Source organism: Nocardia sp. NPDC050175, from assembly GCF_044459885.1.
Lineage (GTDB): Bacteria > Actinomycetota > Actinomycetes > Mycobacteriales > Mycobacteriaceae > Nocardia.
Genome location: NZ_JBITJI010000011.1, coordinates 302,791 through 321,367 on the forward strand (window position 1 = coordinate 302,791; position 18,577 = coordinate 321,367).

The window sequence follows — 18,577 nt, forward strand, 5'->3', positions numbered from 1 at the left end:
CATCGAACCCTGGTTCCGGGCGTGAACGACATCCAATGACAATCCAACAACTATTTCTGACAAAAACTATCGGACTGGGATCGGTGGAGCAGTCGGGACTCCGATGGTATGATCCTTCCGGACGCGAACATCAGATATATATGACAACACGAAGGTGGGGCGGCCGCAGTGGGGAGGGTCGGCGATGTCCTCCTCTCACGTCAACCGAGTTGCATCGCCGGGGGGCTATGGACTGACCGAGCCACGGCACGACGTTGCGTTCTCCGGACCGGGACTGCCGGACGTTCTGACTTCGCATGCTTGCCGCTGCGCACCGTATCGGATCTCGCTGTTCATCGAGGGGTCGGCGGGATCGGATTGCCGTGCCAGCGTTGCTGAGCCTATGGCTCGGCCGCGAGCCGGGGCGTGTAGACCTCGCATCGCCGTGCGTCAATCGCATGCGGCACTCGGGCTTGTGACAATGTGGTCCGCGCCGACCGGATCCTGCTGCGAACCGGGCATAGATGTATCTTGGCACAGGGGAGTGTCACAGGGACGAGTGGGATAAAGTAATGCAATCTTTAGATGTCTAAATTGTTTCGTAGGTTTTATTTGCCATGAAGATACGCTAATCGGGGATAATAAGGGTCACTGGCGATCGCTGGCTGGTTGTATTCTGCATGCTATCTCGTAACTTTTGATCCGCACGTCGAGGTGGTTGACGGGTCGAATGACTGGACTTTGACAGAAATGAGTGTGATGACCGGAGAAATTCGACCTTCAGCTCCGTCTGGCCGCGCTGGGTCTCCTGTCCAAGAATGGGTTTCAGATCTGCAAACTATACCAATAGAAATGGTGTCGGTAGGATCTGTTCGGCCGGGACCCGCGCTGCGCGATTCTGTAATCAGAAATGACGAGTACATTCGTGTTCTGATGGAATCAGCCGCACAACTTCCACCCATCATCGTGCACCGGCCGACCATGCGGTTGATCGATGGTGCCCATCGGCTGGAGGCGGCGAAGACGATCGATCGCGAGATGATCGCGGTTCGGTTCTTCGATGGCAGCGATGACGATGCCTATGCATTGGCGGTGCATTCCAACATAATGCATGGGTTACCGTTGTCGGTTGCCGAGCGCAAAGCTGCCGCCATGCGTTTGATGAATTTGTATCCGCAATGGTCCGACCGGTTGATAGCTCGTACCGCAGGGTTGTCGCATACGACAGTCGGCGCAGAGCGCCGCCGTGCAACTGGTGGCGGTGTCCAGTTGGACAGGAGAGTCGGCAAGGACGGCAAAGTACGTCCGGTCGTGGCTGATGACGGCCGCCGGATCGCGGCGAACATCATCAAGGAAAGCCCCGAGTCGTCCTTGCGCGCAGTATCGAAACGAGCAGGTGTGTCGCCGAGCACGGTGCGCGATGTGCGCGCACGTTTGAGCCGCGGCGAAGATCCTGTCGTAAGCGGTTGTGTATCGAGTCAGGCAGTGGATCCGAGGGTTGTCAACGGTTCGTCGCAATCGAAGTCGGAGGGTGCCTACGAACCAGGGATGTCGCCGCCGAAGTCTGCTGCCGCTGCGCAGACGCCGATCACCACATCGGTCCAAGACACGATTCTGACAGCGTTGCGCAGCGATCCCGCATTACGTTTCACCGACAAAGGACGATCGATCCTGCGTCTCACGGGCGGGTCCGTTGTCGAACTACGTGACTGGCAGCAGGTCATGTTCGATCTGCCCGGTTACTGTCATGGCTCGTTGGCGCGGCTGGCGCGGGCCAACGCACAATCATGGATCGAGTTGGCCAATCGGCTGGAGAAGTCTGCGCCGGGTACTGGGCGGCGACCAAAGATCGTCGGCGACCGCTGATGTCTATCTGGTGGGGTCCCAGAGGCCGTCCGCTGTGTCGTTGGCGACGTGTTCCTGATAGACGTTCACTTTGTGTTCGATGACATCGAGGCATTGCTGGAGCGCGGAAAGCTGTGCGCGGATGCGGGTTTCGTGATTCTGCAGCAGCTCGAGTCGTTGTTTTTCATTTCCGGGTCCTTCGCGCACCAATGCGGCGAACTCGCGCAACTGGGCCATCGGCATGCCCGATTCGCGCAGACGCGTACAGATCTGTAGCCATTCCACGTCGGTCGGGCTGTATCGGCGACGGCCGCCTGACGTGCGGACAACCTCGCCGACGAGCAGCTCTTCGCGTTCGTAGAACCTGAGCGCGTGCACACTGAGCCCGGTCTGGTCGGCGACCTCACCGATCGACAGTGTGACGGCGTTGTTGTAAGTGGTCGTGGCTGCCCCGCAGTTTCAGTGTTGATCTAGACCGCACTCTAGATCCTAGCATCGTGGCATGCACAGCAACGCTACGACACATCAGCAGCCGATCGGCTCAGGTTATGGCGCCGATACCACCAGCGACGAGATCATGGCAGGGCAGGACCTGACCGGCACAGTGGCTGTGGTCACCGGAGGTTACTCAGGACTTGGATGGGTCACCACCAAGCACTTGGCTGCAGCTGGGGCGCAGGTATTCGTCCCTGCTCGGCGACCCGACGAGGCACGCCGAGCCCTCGCCGAGTTCGGCGACCGAGTTGTCGTCCTGGATGCGGATCTGGCCGACCTGGATTCGGTGCAACGGTGCGCCATGGATCTCTCCACGCGGATCGACCGAGTCGACTATCTGTTCGCCACCGCCGGGGTGATGGCGACGCCGCTTCGGCGGGTAGGTCGTGGCTGGGAGAGTCAGTTCGCGATCAACCACCTCGGCCATTATGCGCTGACCGCGCAGCTGTGGCCGCTGCTGGTACGCGGCCGGGCCCGCGTTGTCGTCTATTCGTCAGCGGGTCACCATCATTCGGATATCCGATGGGATGATCTGCACTTCGAGCGTGGCTACGACAAGTGGGTGGCCTATGGCCAGGCCAAGACGGCCAACGTGTTGTTCGCGGTACATCTGGATCGGGTCGGTAGCGCGTCAGGGGTGCGGGCGTTTTCGCTGCACCCGGGGGCGATCCTGACGCCGTTGCAACGTCACCTCGGCGCCGGTGAGATGGTCGACCTCGGCTGGATCGACGAAAGCGGCAACGCGATCGACCCGACGTTCAAAAACACCGGTCAGGGTGCGGCAACCGGTTTGTGGGCGGCGACTTCAGCGAAGCTGGCCGATATCGGCGGGGTCTACCTCGAGGACTGTGAAGTCGCGGCCGTGGCCGGTCCGGATACCCAGATGCACAATGGCGCCGGTGTGATGCCCTATGCGATCGACCCCGATGAAGCAGCTCGACTGTGGACCATCAGCGCCGAGCTGACCGGTGTCGCCGCAGAGTAGCCCGTGCATCGGAGTGGCGTGCGTAGCGGATGCGGCCGGCCACAATGCCTAGGAGGCAGGCATGAATTGCACTGTCGCTCTGGCGCATTGCCGTACCGCCGGTGCGTGTCCCGACAGCGCATCAGGGTCGGACGACCTGGTCATCGTCCGTGCCGCCATCGACGACTGGCTACGACATGGGTGAGGACGGGCATGGGCCCGCCCTCGCCACTTCGAAACGCCCGGCCTATCTGGTCGCGGCTCTCGGTTCCTCGGCCTCGACAGCTTCGGGCCACGGTGCCGCGGGCGCGCCCGAATCGACGTGGTCCTCATAGATGGCGATCTTCCGATCGGTGAGAGCCAACGCGGCATCGATTGCCGCACGTTGTTCCTGCAAACGAAGGCGATGTTGCCGGAGGATTCCAATCCGGTCACGTTCGTTGCCGTCCCCTTGTTTCACCAGGTCGACATATCTACGGATCTCCGCCAGCGGCATACCGGATTCGCGAAACCGAACACAGTTACGCAGCCACTCCACATCTATTGGGTCATAAAGTCGGCGGCCCGCAGTATCTCGAGTTACCGGTCTCAGCAACAAGCCCTCTCGCTCGTATTTCCGCAGGACATGGTCGCTTAATCCGGTCAATGCCGAGACTTCGCCAATGCTTAGCACACTACCCCCCAGGCCATTACTGTGACTAACGTTATAGTACGTTAGCATTGCCCTAGACGCGCGTCTAATTCGTAGCGTCACTGCCATGACCAGGACCTCCATGGCTCCGAGTGCAACCGCTGTGCGCCAGGTAAATCCGTTGGTGCTCTTCGTGGTCGTCGGCGCTCAATTCGTACTACCGCTGTCGCTGGCGGGAACAGCCGTCGCGCTTCCTTCGATCGCGCGCGATCTGGGCTCGAACACCACGCAATTGCAGTTGGTTGTCAATGGCTTCAATGTCTGTTTTGCACTATTCACCATAATGTGGGGTCGGCTTGCCGATCACATCGGCTATCGTGTCGCGTTCCAAGCGGGCATTACTCTCGCGCTGGTCGGATCGGTGATGAGCGCGCTGGCTCCGACGCTACTTTTGCTCGACTTGGCACGCGTTGTGGCGGGCATCGGCGCAGCGTCGGTCCTCACTCTGGCAGCTACGATCATTTCTGACACCTTCGAAGGACCGCAACGCGCCCGCGCCTTCACTGCCTTCGGCGCAGTGTCTGGCTTCGGTTTGGCGGCAGGCCCATTCATCGCTGGCGGGACCGTTTCGCTGCTCGGGTGGCGGGCCGTGTTCGTGTTGCACGCGATCCTGCTGCTACTGGCGCTAATCGGCAGTCGCGCGTTACCTCCGGGTGTGCACGATCGCACCGGTCAGCCCCGTCAGCCAGTCTTCGACACGAAGGTGCTGCGGAACGCACCCTTCATGCGGATGGCCCTTGTTCCGGTCGCGGGCGCAATCGGTTTCGTTGCGCTGCTGACCTACCTGCCCAGCGGTTTCGAGGCCATCCGCGGCTGGTCGGACGGTACCGCGGGTGCCTACATGATGATCATGACCTTCCCGGTATTCATCGCCCCCCTGGTGTCGCATCGACTCATCGACAGCGGTCGCGCCACGCCGGGACAGCTGGCACTCGTCGCATTGATCTGCCTGATCGTCGGCCCGGCCGGTCTACTCCTGACCGGCCCTGAGATTCCCGCCGTCGTCGCAGTTGTGCCAATGATATTGTGCGGGTTAGGGTTTGGTATCCCACTCGGGTTCGTCGACGGCGAGGCGCTCGCCCATGTGCCCGCCGACGAAGTGGGAACCGCCGCAGGCGTTTTCAACCTCCTCAGAATCGGCAGCGAGGCGGTCTTCGTGGCCGCATACGGCAGTGCGATCAGTGCCCTGATCGCCACCAAGATCGCCGATTCCGACTTGGCCGAGCGAGTTGCCGCTGGTGCTTCCGGGCATGCGGCCGCCTACGGCGACAGCCAAAACATCATCCTGATCGCCGTTGCGATTCTCTGCGCGTTCGTCGCGTTCGGCTACCTGTTCCTTACGCGCATTATCGGAAGACAGTCGGCCCTTGCCTCGGCGCTAGATGGAAAGTGATGCGCAACAACATGATTGAATACGGTGAGCCGCCCGTTGAGGCGCAACAGCTACCTGTTGACCAGCAACTCATCAGCAGGATGGGTATCACTATCGACCTTTGCGGGCCAGGGCAAGTTCGTGGCCACATGCCGGTGGACGGTAACCGGCAACCGGTCGGCATCTTGCATGGCGGAGCAAACGCAGTCCTCGCCGAGACGCTCGGCTCCCTCGCTGCTTTCCTGCATGCCGGCCCACGCGGCTCCGCTGTCGGCATCGACCTCTCTTGTACCCATCACCGCTGGGTTGCCAGTGGAGACGTCACCGGCGTCTGCACGCCCCTGTTCGAGGGGGATCGTTTCGCGAGCTACGCCATCGAGATTACCGACCAATGGGAACAACTCACCTGCACTGCCCGACTGACAGCCGCCATCACACCAGCGCGCCAAGGGAGAACACAATGATCGCCACACCGTTACTCCTCGACACTGTCGATGACTATCTCGGCCCAGCTCGTGAGCGTTTCTTCGGACATGGCTACAGCCGCATCCGCTACAGCATCAGCGCGTCGAACGTCGTCAGCGACACCGTTACCCCCGCAGTGAAAACAACTGCCACCGTGCACTATCCGACAGACTGGTCCAAAAAGGCAGGCACCGATCAACGGCCTCATCTGTCCACCATCGACGGTCTGCTTTTGGGTCAGCTGGCGTGCGAGGGGGCGGCCGGCGCCATCGTCGGACTCTCCGACGACGAGATCGCCGCCTCCTGGATTCAGTCGGTCCGGATCCGTGCTGCCAAGTCTCCTGACGAAGACCTCGCGGACCTCCCCATCACCGTGACGCCGCAGCGTGCCATGGCGGTTGACGCCACCAGGACTTACGACGTGCAGGTCGGCGGCATGCGACTGACCTACACGCTGCAACACCCTGCGGCCTCGCTCGCGAATCCTGAACCACCGCATCGTGATCGCGATACGCCGACGCCGGCCGCTATCACCGATGTCCACGTCGACCGCGAGCAGCACACCGCGCAGGCTGTACTCACCCGTGGCGACACCGCCGAATTACTCCCTGAGGCCATTCTCGGCAGCCGCTACCAGAACTCGCCGGCATTCGTCGACGGTTTCGTCGCGGCCCTGCAACTCGGCCAGATCCTGCTGTACGAGCTTGATCACATGAGTCGAGCGGACAGTAACACGCTCTGGATGCGGAACACCGTCCTGATTGCGGCTGCGCCGCGAAAAGAGAACGCCGACAAGCGAATGCCTATCAGCACCCACCTGGATAACCAGCAAAAGATCACGCTTGCCGAAAAGACCTGGCGGACCGTCGACATCGTCGGCGAACTGAGTGGCATGTCTGTCCGCTGCTCGGTGGCGCATCAACTCCCTGACAGCACCACCAACTGAACAAAGGAGTACCAGCCATGACCACCGCAGCGCGCCTGGCAGGCGTCGGGGGATACGTACCACCTCGAATCGTCACCAACCATGAACTCTCCCGTCACCTCGATACCAGTGACGAGTGGATCCGCACCCGAACCGGCATCCGGCAACGCCATGTCGTCGACCGCGGTATCACCACCAGCGACCTGGCCATCATCGCCGCCCGCAAGGCACTCGACACAGCCCCTGCCGATCCTGAGGTCGATTTGCTCGTCCTGGCCACGACCACGCCTGACCAACCCTGTCCCGCCACCGCACCCGCCATCGCCGCAGCCCTCGGATTGGGCACGATCCCTGCCTACGACATCGCCGCAGTCTGCTCGGGATTCATCTACGCGCTGGCCGCCGCGACGAACGCAGTCCGGGCCGGCCAATCTCAGCGGGCATTGGTCATCGGGGCGGAAACATTCACCACTATCCTTGATCCCACCGACCGAACCACCACCCCGATCTTCGGTGACGCGGCGGGAGCGGTCCTCGTCGAGGCATGCGCCCCCGGTGCAGCGGGCGAACTCCACGAATTCAGCCTCGGCAGCGACGGCACCCAGGTCGACCTGATCGGCATATCCGGCGGTGGCGCCAAAGAACGCACCAATGCCGATGCGTCCGCAACTTTCGACAGGCACTTCCGGATGCAGGGACAACAGGTCTTCCGATCGGCGGTCAGCCGGATGACCGAGTCGTCCCAGACTGTTCTTGCCCGAACAGGTTGGAACACTGCGGAACTCGACTGGCTTGTCGGGCATCAGGCGAACGCCAGAATCATCGCCGCGATCGGCGATCACCTCGGAGTCGACGCCGACAAAGCGATCGTCAACCTCGACAAGGTCGGTAACACCTCCGCCGCCTCGATCCCGCTTGCCCTGGCAGACGCCGCCTCTCGGCACCGGATCAAAACCGGCCACAAGCTGCTGCTCACGGCATTCGGGGGTGGCACTACGTGGGGCGCGGTCACCCTCACCTGGCCGCAACTACCGGCCGTACTCCCGATCACCGATGACCACAGCGTTGCTCACAAGCAGTCCGCGTAACTCAGAGGAGCCAATCACCATGTCGCAGCACACTACTTACGACATCATCGTCGACTACCTCGGAGAAAAGCTCGACGTTCAGTCGGCCGACATCACCGACACCAGTACCTTCGACTCGGTCGGCGCTGACTCCATCTTCCTGGTCGAGCTGGCCCTGAAGCTCGAGCGCAGCCGGTCGGTCGCTGTTCCCGATGGCATCTTGCACAGCGAACAAACCATCGAAGAGGCCGCCCGCGCTGTCGACGACCTCGCGGCGGTGCCGTGAAGATTGTGCTGCTGCGGCACGCCCCGACTCGACTCAACGAGCTGGGTCACTATCAGGGCCAATGTGATCCATCGTTGTCAGACGTTGGCTACGAGATCGCCCGTGCCGCCGCCGAACACCTGCAGAGTATTGCGTTCACCCGAATCGATTCGTCGCCGCAGCAACGCGCACAACAAACGGCCGCACTGCTGCGGATCCGGCGACCGACGCTGCCGGATCGGACCGACATTCCCGGACTGCGTGAACGTAATCTCGGCCTGCTGGACACACAGTGCGAGAGTTGCATCGAACACCGGCTCCCTGGTCTGCATACCCGAATCACTACCGACCGCGTCTTCCCCCCACCAGGTGGCGGCGAAACTCTCACCGAGGTCCACGCCCGTGCACACAAGGCGTTGGCGGAGTACTCCACGACCACCAGCGGTCCAGCACTCATCGTCACCCACGGTGGGGTGCTGAAAGCACTCGTCGAGGATCCAGCCGTACCGATGACGTCACCTCTACATGCAGTCATTGTCGACGTCACCAACAGCACCACCGCCGTGGCCACCAACGTCAGCCTAGACGCGCTCGATGCCACCCTCGCCGCCCTGTAAAAGGAGAGCACAACCATGCCGATTCACATCGTCGTTCAGTTCGACATCGAACCTGTCCGCAGCGCAGAAGTACACAGCGCTTTTCGCGCACTTGTTGCCGAAACCCAGATCGAGCCCGGTGTCACTCGTTTCGACGCCTACCGCGCCCAGGGCCATCCCAACCGCGTTGTACTGGTCGAAGAATGGGTTGACCAGGCCGCCATCGACGAACACATGACCCATGGCCACACCGCGGAATTCCGCAAAATCACGTCCGGCGCCTTCGGCGACGGGCCGCAGGTCAACCGCCTCGACATCCTTTAACCCCCTAGACACGACGGCGGTCCGCATATGACTGACGCAATTTTACCCCCCGCTCTCGACGCCGATATTCTGATTGTCGGCGCGGGGCCGGTCGGCATGACGCTTGCATGCGAACTATCCGCCGCAGGCATCGATGTCGACATCATCGCCCGTACTCGTCGAGCGAGCCCCCACTCGCGGGCCACCATCATCTGGCCACGTGTGCTCGAACTTCTCGACCGGGTCGGCCTGGCCGACCCACTGATCGCAAGGGGGCACTACTTCGACCAAATGAATTACTATTCGGAGAAGTCCCGAATCGGACTCATCCGATTCGACCGCCTGCCCGATGTGCAGTACCCGTTCGCCATCACCTGCCCCCAATGGAAAATCGAAGAGGTGATCGAGCAACGCCTCAATACGTTGGGTACGGCAGTCCACTACGATCGCGAGTTCGTCTCGGGCTGCCATTGCGAAAGCCACGTCGAATGCACCGTCAAGGATGTCGACGGAACTACGCACACCAAGCGTTACCAGTGGGTTGTCGGAGCCGACGGCTACCACAGCACAGTCCGCGACATCTTCGGATTCCAATTCGCCGGCCGCGCGCTGACCACCCGCCTCGCTATCACCGATGCCGAAATAATCGGAGAGACCACAAGTAGCGAAGCCGCATACTACCTCACCCGAGGCGGCAATATGGTCCTCGCGCCGCTCGGCGACGGTATCTTCCGGGTGGGCACCACTGTTCCCGACGACTACACCGGATCCGAGCAACCGTCCCGCGAGTTCTTCGAACACCTTCTTGCCCAACGTGTTCCAGGAAACCGCAAACTCGGTCACATGCGCTTCAGCGGGATCTTCAACGCCAACATCCGATCCGCCAACGCCTACGGCAACGGCCGAGTTCTGCTCGTCGGTGATGCGGCGCACGCAATGAGTCCCTCAGGCGCCCAAGGCCTCAACACCGGACTCCAAGACGCCAGCAACCTCGGGTGGAAGCTCGCCGGCGTCATCAAGGGCCGCTACCCGCGCCGCCTCATCGACACCTATGACCGCGAACGCCGTCCCGCCGTCGCCGAAGTCTCGAAGCTGTCCACCACGCTGGCCAGAATCGGACTGTATGAATCGCCTGTCAAGATCGCCCTCCGCGACCTTGCTTACCGCGTCGGCAGCACCACCGGACTGCTCGAACGCTACGTTGCCCCTCAGCTGGCACAAACAACTACCACACACGGTCCACCCGCCAAGTTCGGAGTCCTTACCGCCGGTAGGCGTTTGCCCCTGTCCTGGCGCACGGTCGCCGCTGAACCGATGCTTGACCGCGAACGCTATTCGATCATTCTGTGGCCGGGAAATACCTACGACTGGACCAGCTGGCGTGAGTTCTCCGGCGACATCACCCGGCGAAACCCCGATGCTGCGGTCATCGACCTGGCCGGCCGCCCGCCGGGCCGGCTCGGCCCATTGCTGCCAGACAAGGCTGTCGCGCTCATCTGCCGCCCGGACGGACACCTTGAGCGCGTTCTGCAACTCGACACCAGTGCCGACCATCGCGCGAAGACCCGCAATTCCATAACCCTTGCCATGCGCGGGCTGCTCGCCACACCCACCACATAAACACCCTGGAAAGGAACACACTAATGAATCGTGTCACTCTCACCGCGGTCGATGACATGACCGCAGACCAGCTGGCGGTCTACGAAAAGTTCGAATCCAATCTCACCCGCGCTCTGCTGCTGACCCGAGGATCTGCTGCCCCGCATCTGGCCCTTGGCGCGTCCTTCACCCAAGGCCTGCTCAGCGATCTGGACCGCGAGGTGATCGTGCTGCGCGTTGCCAAACTGCGTAACAGCGAATTCGAACGCAAGCTTCACCTGCATCTGGCCCTGAAAGCCGGCCTGACTGCCCAGGACATCAACGCGATCGAAGAGGGCTACCTCACCGCCATGCCTGTCGATCGCGCGGCTCTCGTACGCTACGTCGACGACTGCATCCTGCAACATGCCGCCAGCGAAGGCAGCTTCACCGAATTGCGTAAGTACTACTCGCAGAACGATATTGCCGAGGTCACCCACTTGGCCGGTCACGCAGCGATGACCGCCATGTACCTCGCCAGCTTGCGGATCCCGATCGACGAAGGCATCGCTTCCTGGGACAACCTCGCCGACATTGAAGCCGCACAACAACGGAACTAACGCGGGGTTGACCGAGCGGGCACTGCTGGCACGGTCCGCTTCGAGGGTGGTTCGCGCCGCCCGGCACAACGGCGTGCCACGGCTGGCCCTGGGCCTCGATCAGCTTGGCCCAGGACCAGCCGATCAGGGTGCAGCACAACTACCCACTGCCGACAGTGACTCCTCGGAAGAAAGCCATATTCACCATGGACTACACAACTCTCGGGAACTCAGGACTTCGTGTATCCCGAATCGCGCTGGGCTGCATGAGTTACGGCGACCCGAACGCCGGCACGCACCCGTGGACGCTGCCCGAGTCCGATGCCAAGCCGCTACTGCGCGCTGCCTACGATGCTGGGATCAACTTCTTCGACACCGCCAACATCTACTCACTCGGTTCCAGCGAAACAATCGTCGGTAACGCCATCCGGGAATTCGGCCGCGACAATATCGTCCTGGCTACCAAGGTGTACGAACCGATGAATCCCAAGCATCCGTTGTCAGGCGGGCTGTCGCGTCATGGCATCGTGCACGAGCTCCACGACAGCCTCCGGCGATTGGGCACCGACCATATCGACCTGTACATCATCCATCGCTGGGATTACCACACCCCCATCGAAGAAACGATGTCCACACTAAACGACCTCGTTCACCAGGGGACGGTTCGCTATCTCGGTGCGTCGTCGATGTATGCCTGGCAATTCGCCAAAGCTCAGCACACAGCGGTCACCAACGGGCTCACCCCGTTCATCAGCATGCAGAACCACTACAACCTCATCTATCGCGAAGAAGAACGCGAAATGATTCCGCTCTGCAGGGACGAAGGTGTTGGCATCACCCCCTGGAGTCCGCTGGCTCGAGGACTCCTTGCCCGTCGTCCCGATGGCGAACCCACTGCCCGCACCGGCCAGGACCCTATCCAGAACCGCTTCTATGCCGACACCGCGGAAACCGATGTCACTATCATAGACACCGTCGCCAGCATTGCCGCCGAAATCGGCACCAGCATGGCAACTGTCGCCCTGGCCTGGCTGTTACACCAGCCCAGCGTTGTGGCCCCCATTATCGGAATTACCCGATCGCGTCATCTCACGGACGCTGTGGCTGCACTGCGCACGGTACTCACCTCGGACCATCTCGACCGGCTCAGCCGCGACTATACGCCCCACGCTATCGCCGAGCTTCCCCGCTGAATAAGCCCAGCTCTCGTATTCGATCGGTCAGTAATAGTCAGTGCCTGCATCGGTCCAAGGGTGCCGACCGTAAGGAAAGTAAATGACGACGGAAACATTCGCTGAGATGGTCCGGTTCTACTATTCTAATATCGATACCGGTAACGTGTCGACTGCTCTCTCTGTGTTCGATTCCGACTGCGTGTACTACCGGCCCGGATATGAAGCCATGCGCGGTATCGAAGAGGTGGAATTCTTCTACTCCAAGGGTAGAGTTATTACCGAAGGATCGCATCGAGTGACCAAATTGGTAAGCTCCGGAGTGGAATGTTTCGTCGCAGGCGTTTTTGCAGGTCAGATTAGAGATCGTGGTTCGATTGTTGTCGACTTTTCGGACTACTTCAGATTTCATACTTCCGGAAAAGTCATCGAGCGGCGGACGTATTTTTTCGTGCCTAGCGTGTAGTGAGCATCGCTTGAATCAGAATAAATTAGCATGTACTGCGAGTATGTCTTGATCTAATTCACCTACTGGGGATACGCGCCTCGGTGTGGGTTCCAGGATGGGTCGTCGATCAGACTGGCAGACTTCATATCCAATTCATCGACAGAACTTTGCTGATCGAGGAAGAAGAAATGATCAAGAATCAGGTTTCTTTCGGTAATATTGTTGAAGCAAAAAACGTCGGACAGCTGTTGCTGAATGCTGCGCAGCAACACTCGGAGTCCAAGCTTCTCTATTGCTCGGCGGGGGGCGGTGCTGAGTTTCGGGAGAGCAATTACCAAGAATTACTCACGCAGGCGTTTCGCGTGCTCAGCGGCTTGCGGGAACGTGACTTACGGCCGTCGGACAAGGTGCTGCTGTCCATAGAAGAAGCGGATGCGTTTCTGCCTGTCTTTTGGGCATGCCTGCTGGGTGGGTTCGTTCCATGTCCGCTACCGCCTGTGGCTGGAACGTTGGAACAGTCGACGGTGCAGTATGAAAAGATCAGCCAGCTGCTGGACCAGCCGCTGCTGGTAACCAGTGAACGGTTGGCAGCTGAACTGTCGACAGTGCCCCGCCTGATTGTGACTACCGTAGAAGAATTACTGAACCATAGCCCCGCCCGCGATTTGCACGATGCGGTGCCCGAAGATCTCGCCGTATTGATGTTGACCTCCGGGTCGACCGGTCACGCCAAAGCAGTGATGCTTACGCACGCCAACTTGCTGACGTCGATGTCGGCGAAAAATGGCTACCATGAATTGACTTCCTCGGATATCGCCTTGAACTGGGTGGGATTCGACCACGTTGCCGCGCTGCTGGAGTGTCATCTGCTACCGGTCTCTACCGGCTCGTCCCAGGTTCATGTGCCGCCATCGGTCATTCTGGATGAGCCACTCGAGTTTTTACGCATGCTCTCGCGGTACCGAGCGACAATGACCTTTACTCCCAATTTTCTTTTGGGATTGATCAACTCTATGCACGACCGTATCCAGCCGGATGACTTATTCGACTTGTCTCGGCTGCGACACATTGTCAGTGGTGGCGAAGCTGTCCCGCGCACCACGGGCGTGACCTTCCTGGAGCGATTCGCCGGGTTCGGCCTACGACGCGACGTGTTGTGGCCGGCGTTCGGCATGACAGAGACCTGCGCTGGCAGCATCTACTCGCGTGAGTTCCCCGATGCCGATGCAGGTCACGAGTTCGCCGGTGTCGGAACTCCGGTAGCGGCGTTGGACGTTCGAGTGGCTGACCAGCAGGACCGCGCTTTACCTGATGGTCACGCAGGTGAGCTGCAACTCCGCGGGGCTATGGTCACACCCGGTTATTACCGCAACGTGGCGGCTACCCGGGCGGCATTCACTCCTGACGGCTGGTTCCGTACCGGTGACATCGGTCGACTCGGGAACGGTCGGCTGACGCTGATCGGGCGTAGCAAGGACAACATCGTAGTAAACGGCGTCAACTACTTTAGTCATGACATCGAAACTATGCTCCAACAAATCCCGGGCGTAGCCCCCTCCTATGTGGCGGCATTCCCCACCAGGCCGGTTGGCAGTGAAACCGAACAGCTGGTTGTCGCCTTTCATTCGCAAACTCGTCCTGGTGACGACGCCGCCCTCTATCGAATCATCACTGCCGTACGCAACGCTGTCGTGATGCATTGGGGATTCCTTCCTGGACTAGTTCTGCCTCTTGGCCGAGAAGACTTCGTGAAAAACAGTATAGGAAAGATCTCGCGCGCAAAACTTCGTACACGGCTCGAAGCGGGAGAATTCGACACTATTATTCACAGGGGTGCCGAGCTGATTCGGCGACGCGGAGGCGAATACTCACCACCTCGATCGGAGACCGAGCAAACTCTCGTTGACATTTACGCCGATATATTTTCTCTGTCGTCGAACACGATCAGTGCCACGGTCAATTTTTTCGATCTCGGCGGAACCTCTCTCGATCTATTGCGGCTACGTCGCAGCGTTACCCAGCGTCTGAGCGTTCCGCATCTGCAAACTGTCGACCTGCTCAACGCTCCTACGGCACGCACTCTTGGCGCCTGTATCGAAGACAAGACGCGCCGAATGACGAACGACGACTATGACCCGGTCGTGCCCATGCAGCAAACTGGCACGCAGACGCCACTCTTCTGTGTACATGGTGGTGCCGGTGAGGTTCTGAATCTACTTGACCTGGCCAAGTACTTCGCTGGCGTGCGGCCTTTCTACGCGCTTCGTGCGCGCGGCTTTACCGACGGTGAGACGCCATTTGTGAATTATCGTGAGATGATTACTAGCTATACTCGGGCAATCCGGCGTCGGCAGCCGCGTGGCCCCTATCTCCTTTCGGGATATTCATCCGGTGGCGTCATTGCATTCGCGATCGCTCGAGAGCTGGAATCTGGAGGTGAGACTGTTGCTTTTCTCGGTGTCTTCGACTGCCCACCGATGATAAAGCCGATGGTAGTCGGTGTCGACTTTTCTGTGATGATAGCCATCCACTCACTGTTCCTCGGTTTGATCGACCAGAAACAGTCAATAGAATTGCCGGACCGGCTCCGGGGGGTGCCTTTTTCGGAACAATTGAAAGCTGTGTTGGACCTGGCGCATAGCGAGCGAATTGCCGAGTTGGACTTGAATTTAACAAGATATTCGACGTGGATGATGCTGATAGAAAAGTTGAACAAGATCAGAGCAGAATACGAGCCGCAAGGCGAGATTCAGTCTATAACCGTATTTCACGGAACCGCAGCGCCGCCCTTGCCGATATTCAAGGAGGTGCCGCTGTCGGAAGCTGGCGACGCATGGGTGGCTCGCCAGCATGACTGGGACAAATTTGCGGTTCAACCAGTCCGCTACATAAATATCGATGGTGAACACCATACTCTTGCCGCGCCGCCGCACGTAGGCACTTTCCACGCTCGGCTCCGAGACGAAATCGACCGAAGCCTAGGCGAACGTGATTGAGGTGCTCCGCGAGCACCGACGCGAGTTGTTGTACGGATCGCACGATTCCATCGTGTGCGCGGCCGTTCAAGCGAATTGGAGGAAAATATGACGCGGACTGAAGGGGATAGCTGGGACATCGTCAGGAGCGTCGGGGCGACCGCGCTCGGTGTCGCGGCTGCCCGCGCAGTCGAGACCGAGCGGCCCGATGCGCTGGTGCGCGATGAGTATGCCGCCCTGTTCGTGGCGGCGTCGGGCCATCCGGGGATGAATCGGCTGATCGACGATCCCGCGGCGCGATCGGAATCGCCGCTGATGACCGGTTCCGTCGAGTACCGAAGCAGGTTCCTCGACGACGCCTTCCTAGCTGCGACCGCGGCGGGGGTGCGACAGGTAGTGATCCTCGCTGCTGGCTTGGATGCCCGCGCCTACCGTCTGGCGTGGCCGCACGGAACCGTCGTGTTCGAACTCGACCGGGCCGAGGTCCTGGGGTTCAAGCGGGATGTGCTGACCGAACATGGTGCGGTGCCTGCGGCGGACCGGCGAGAGGTGGCGGTGGACCTGCGGGACGATTGGCCTGCCGCCCTGATCGGGGCAGGTGTCGATCCGACCGCGCCTATCGCGTGGTCGGCTGAGGGGCTGCTGCCGTACCTCCCGGGAGCCGCACATGACGCGTTGATCGAACGGATTGATCGGCTCTCGGCGCCCGGCAGCAGCGTGGCCACCGACGTGTTCAGAGACTTTGGCGGCTTGGACCAAGTGGCCGGGAGCCGCGAGTCGCGAGACACCCCGTTCGCTGAGATCGATCTGTCGCAGCTGCTTTACACCGACGACCGTACCGACCCTGATATATGGCTGGCCGATCACGGCTGGACAACGAGCAGCCTGTCTCCGGATGAGCTGGCCGCCCGCTACGGCCGGTCTCGGCGACCGATGCCTGAGCCGTATGCCCGTATGTTCGCCAGCATCCAGTACGTGTCGGCCGTCAAGTCGGTCACCGCACCATCTGCATGAGGAAGTCCTGACGGAGTTGGGTGGGTCATTGGAGAACTGTGGGAAGCGTCGAAGCTGGTCGGCATCCGAAGCACGCCTGTGCGGTGACCTCATCTCACCGATCTCAAAATGTGCTGACCATTCTGCGGCGATTTATGCCGGCCGGAGTTGGGTGCCTCGCAGTGTGACCGACTTAATAGTAGGTCGGTGTTGACCTAGACGTGCGTCTAATTTGTAACGTCTCTTTTAACTCGTCAACCCGAATGTCTCGAATTGCCGAGGCAGCAAGTGGAAGGTGGTAATCGGTGAGCGGGACACTGTCCGAGGCCGGCGACAAACTGACTTGCTTCACGGCGGCTTTGGCGACCGCTCTTGTTGTCAGAGGAGAAGAACGATGGTGGCGACCGCTACTCGCAGGCGGGCCGACTCTTTCGGTCTCCAGTGTCGGTGATCTGCTGCTGTTCGAGCACCATGCAATCTCGCCGGTGCGAGCGCTCGGGCTGCGGGTTAATGGAAGCAATGATTGGGCGACGGCATTTCACGCGGTCGATGAGCAAGTCACCCGACAGGGGTACGGGATAATGCTTGCAGACACCAGTAATCTGCCGTGGCAACATGGGTATCGGCGGTGGCATGCACCTCACTGGATTACCATAATCGGTCGGTCGAATGGCTGGGTTATCGAGGATCCGTTGACCATGACAACGGAACTCGGGCCGCAGGCCTGTCAGCGTATCGAGGTGCCGTCGGAATCGGAGTTAGGCGAGTGGTCGGTCAGCCTGCAGCCGGACGATACCGTCCTGCGCTTGCGTGAAGAGGCGGTGGTCGGGTCGAAAGACATTTATGCCGGTCGGACTTATCGCTGGCTAGAGGTCGGTGCTTCGGCGCCGCTCGCACCGCCCAGAGCGGGACGTCTATGTGGGGCCGATGCGGCCATTACTTTGGCATGTCATTTCAAGACGGTCGACAATGCGGCGGTTTTTCTGCAGGTCGACGATCTATGGCAAGCATTGCGGCAACGGGAGCTCCTGCTGTGGGCCGCCGGACACGATCCCGCGCTGTTGGATGCACCGGCATTCGAGCACTGGGAATCCGCGATGGCGTATTGGCGTAAGATTCCGCCGTTGCTGATGCGTGCTCGAATGCGGGCCGAGGCGGGAGCGAAGGTGAACACCTCGCTCATCGTCGAAATACTCACGAAGATTTCCGAATACGAGGGAAAATACCTCACGTCATTTCCTTTCGCGGTATAGGTGGCCTGCTGTGGAAAAGCATTTCGCGTTGGCACTGACACCTGACGACGGATACGTGACTTGGGTGCAGCGGCTCGAGCTTTGGAGGAATGATCCCGGCGCGTATGCCGGGACCTCGGAAACTCAGGTCAGGGTAGCGCTGTTGGCGACCTACACCATCGACTTTCTCGCGGAATTATTGCCGATGGCCGGGGCGCGAGTTGGTTTGGCAGTGGATCTGCTGAAGTTTCCCTTTGGTCAGATCGAACAAGTCCTTCTGAATCCGCCGCATTCGCTGGAGGATGTCGATTACGTGGTGTTGACAGGTACCCATCACGATGTCGCTGATTCGGCGGAGGAGACCGTTCGCCGCTGGACCCGGCTATGGGATGCGGCGTCCGGGTCCGGAATCCGGGTGGTTCAACTCGGCTTTGCGCCACCCGCGGTGGATGGCTATGGCGCCGCAGCCTGGCGCACCTCGCGGAGCCGTTCGGGCCTGGTTCGCCAGGTCAACGAACAGCTAGTGCCTCGTCCAGAAAGGTCGCTGCGGTAACCGGGTGTCGGGTTGATCGTGCGCCTGAGGTCGGTGATGCTGCCGGTGGAGGTGGTGCCG

The 18,577-nt window shown here is 60.4% G+C and carries 19 protein-coding genes; 17 read left to right on the forward strand and 2 right to left on the reverse strand.

Features of this window, described 5'->3' with window-relative positions; genetic code table 11:
- The first annotated feature begins 831 nt into the window (after window positions 1-831).
- Entirely contained in the window at window positions 832-1,845 is a 1,014-nt protein-coding gene (locus ACIBK2_RS33090) for a ParB N-terminal domain-containing protein (RefSeq protein ID WP_396973013.1), read from the forward strand.
- 3 nt (window positions 1,846-1,848) lie between these two features.
- On the opposite strand, the gene ACIBK2_RS33095 is transcribed toward ACIBK2_RS33090, so the two are convergent.
- Window positions 1,849-2,241, reverse strand: coding sequence for a MerR family transcriptional regulator (locus tag ACIBK2_RS33095; protein WP_396973074.1), 393 nt, complete (start codon window positions 2,239-2,241; stop codon window positions 1,849-1,851).
- A gap of 85 nt (window positions 2,242-2,326) precedes the next feature.
- On the opposite strand from ACIBK2_RS33095, the gene ACIBK2_RS33100 reads away from it, so the two are divergent.
- Window positions 2,327-3,304: an oxidoreductase gene (locus ACIBK2_RS33100; RefSeq protein ID WP_396973015.1), complete on the forward strand. Its 978-nt coding sequence runs from the start codon at window positions 2,327-2,329 to the stop codon at window positions 3,302-3,304.
- Between the two features lie 226 nt (window positions 3,305-3,530).
- Here ACIBK2_RS33100 and ACIBK2_RS33105 read toward each other — a convergent pair whose 3' ends face one another.
- Window positions 3,531-4,058, reverse strand: a complete 528-nt coding sequence (locus tag ACIBK2_RS33105; RefSeq protein WP_396973017.1) for a MerR family transcriptional regulator — start codon at window positions 4,056-4,058, stop codon at window positions 3,531-3,533.
- On the opposite strand from ACIBK2_RS33105, the gene ACIBK2_RS33110 reads away from it, so the two are divergent.
- The 15 genes from ACIBK2_RS33110 to ACIBK2_RS33180 all read left to right on the forward strand — a co-directional run bounded on the left by ACIBK2_RS33110 (window position 4,042) and on the right by ACIBK2_RS33180 (window position 18,517).
- Complete coding sequence (locus ACIBK2_RS33110) at window positions 4,042-5,367, forward strand: MFS transporter (protein WP_396973019.1); 1,326 nt, start codon at window positions 4,042-4,044, stop codon at window positions 5,365-5,367. The genes ACIBK2_RS33105 and ACIBK2_RS33110 overlap by 17 nt on opposite strands.
- Complete coding sequence (locus ACIBK2_RS33115) at window positions 5,367-5,810, forward strand: PaaI family thioesterase (RefSeq protein WP_396973021.1); 444 nt, start codon at window positions 5,367-5,369, stop codon at window positions 5,808-5,810. The genes ACIBK2_RS33110 and ACIBK2_RS33115 overlap by 1 nt, the downstream gene beginning before the upstream one ends.
- Window positions 5,807-6,757 (forward strand): AvrD family protein, encoded by a 951-nt coding sequence (locus ACIBK2_RS33120; protein ID WP_396973023.1) that lies wholly within the window; start codon window positions 5,807-5,809, stop codon window positions 6,755-6,757. The genes ACIBK2_RS33115 and ACIBK2_RS33120 overlap by 4 nt, the downstream gene beginning before the upstream one ends.
- A 17-nt stretch (window positions 6,758-6,774) precedes the next feature.
- Complete coding sequence (locus tag ACIBK2_RS33125) at window positions 6,775-7,824, forward strand: beta-ketoacyl-ACP synthase III (protein WP_396973025.1); 1,050 nt, start codon at window positions 6,775-6,777, stop codon at window positions 7,822-7,824.
- Between the two features lie 19 nt (window positions 7,825-7,843).
- Entirely contained in the window at window positions 7,844-8,089 is a 246-nt protein-coding gene (locus tag ACIBK2_RS33130; RefSeq protein WP_396973027.1) for an acyl carrier protein, read from the forward strand.
- A gap of 5 nt (window positions 8,090-8,094) precedes the next feature.
- Window positions 8,095-8,685 carry a histidine phosphatase family protein gene (locus ACIBK2_RS33135; protein ID WP_396973076.1) on the forward strand — a complete coding sequence of 197 codons (591 nt, stop codon included), beginning with the start codon at window positions 8,095-8,097 and terminating at the stop codon, window positions 8,683-8,685.
- A 15-nt stretch (window positions 8,686-8,700) separates the two neighbouring features.
- Entirely contained in the window at window positions 8,701-8,988 is a 288-nt protein-coding gene (locus tag ACIBK2_RS33140; protein ID WP_396973029.1) for a putative quinol monooxygenase, read from the forward strand.
- Between the two features lie 27 nt (window positions 8,989-9,015).
- Window positions 9,016-10,587 (forward strand): FAD-dependent monooxygenase, encoded by a 1,572-nt coding sequence (locus ACIBK2_RS33145; protein WP_396973031.1) that lies wholly within the window; start codon window positions 9,016-9,018, stop codon window positions 10,585-10,587.
- Between the two features lie 56 nt (window positions 10,588-10,643).
- On the forward strand, window positions 10,644-11,165 hold the full coding sequence (locus ACIBK2_RS33150; RefSeq protein ID WP_396973033.1) for a carboxymuconolactone decarboxylase family protein: 522 nt from the start codon (window positions 10,644-10,646) through the stop codon (window positions 11,163-11,165).
- Window positions 11,166-11,350: 185 nt separating this feature from the next.
- Complete coding sequence (locus ACIBK2_RS33155) at window positions 11,351-12,337, forward strand: aldo/keto reductase (protein WP_396973035.1); 987 nt, start codon at window positions 11,351-11,353, stop codon at window positions 12,335-12,337.
- A gap of 82 nt (window positions 12,338-12,419) precedes the next feature.
- A complete protein-coding gene (locus tag ACIBK2_RS33160; RefSeq protein ID WP_396973037.1) occupies window positions 12,420-12,782 on the forward strand; it encodes a nuclear transport factor 2 family protein in 363 nt (120 codons plus the stop codon).
- Window positions 12,783-12,931: 149 nt separating this feature from the next.
- The gene (locus ACIBK2_RS33165; RefSeq protein ID WP_396973039.1) at window positions 12,932-15,760 is read left to right on the forward strand and encodes an AMP-binding protein; all 2,829 of its coding nucleotides are present in this window, start codon (window positions 12,932-12,934) and stop codon (window positions 15,758-15,760) included.
- Window positions 15,761-15,847: 87 nt separating this feature from the next.
- Window positions 15,848-16,753, forward strand: coding sequence for a class I SAM-dependent methyltransferase (locus ACIBK2_RS33170; RefSeq protein WP_396973041.1), 906 nt, complete (start codon window positions 15,848-15,850; stop codon window positions 16,751-16,753).
- A 284-nt stretch (window positions 16,754-17,037) separates the two neighbouring features.
- Window positions 17,038-17,985 (forward strand): hypothetical protein, encoded by a 948-nt coding sequence (locus ACIBK2_RS33175; RefSeq protein ID WP_396973043.1) that lies wholly within the window; start codon window positions 17,038-17,040, stop codon window positions 17,983-17,985.
- Window positions 17,986-17,995: 10 nt separating this feature from the next.
- On the forward strand, window positions 17,996-18,517 hold the full coding sequence (locus ACIBK2_RS33180; RefSeq protein ID WP_396973045.1) for a hypothetical protein: 522 nt from the start codon (window positions 17,996-17,998) through the stop codon (window positions 18,515-18,517).
- The last annotated feature ends 60 nt before the right edge of the window (window positions 18,518-18,577 follow it).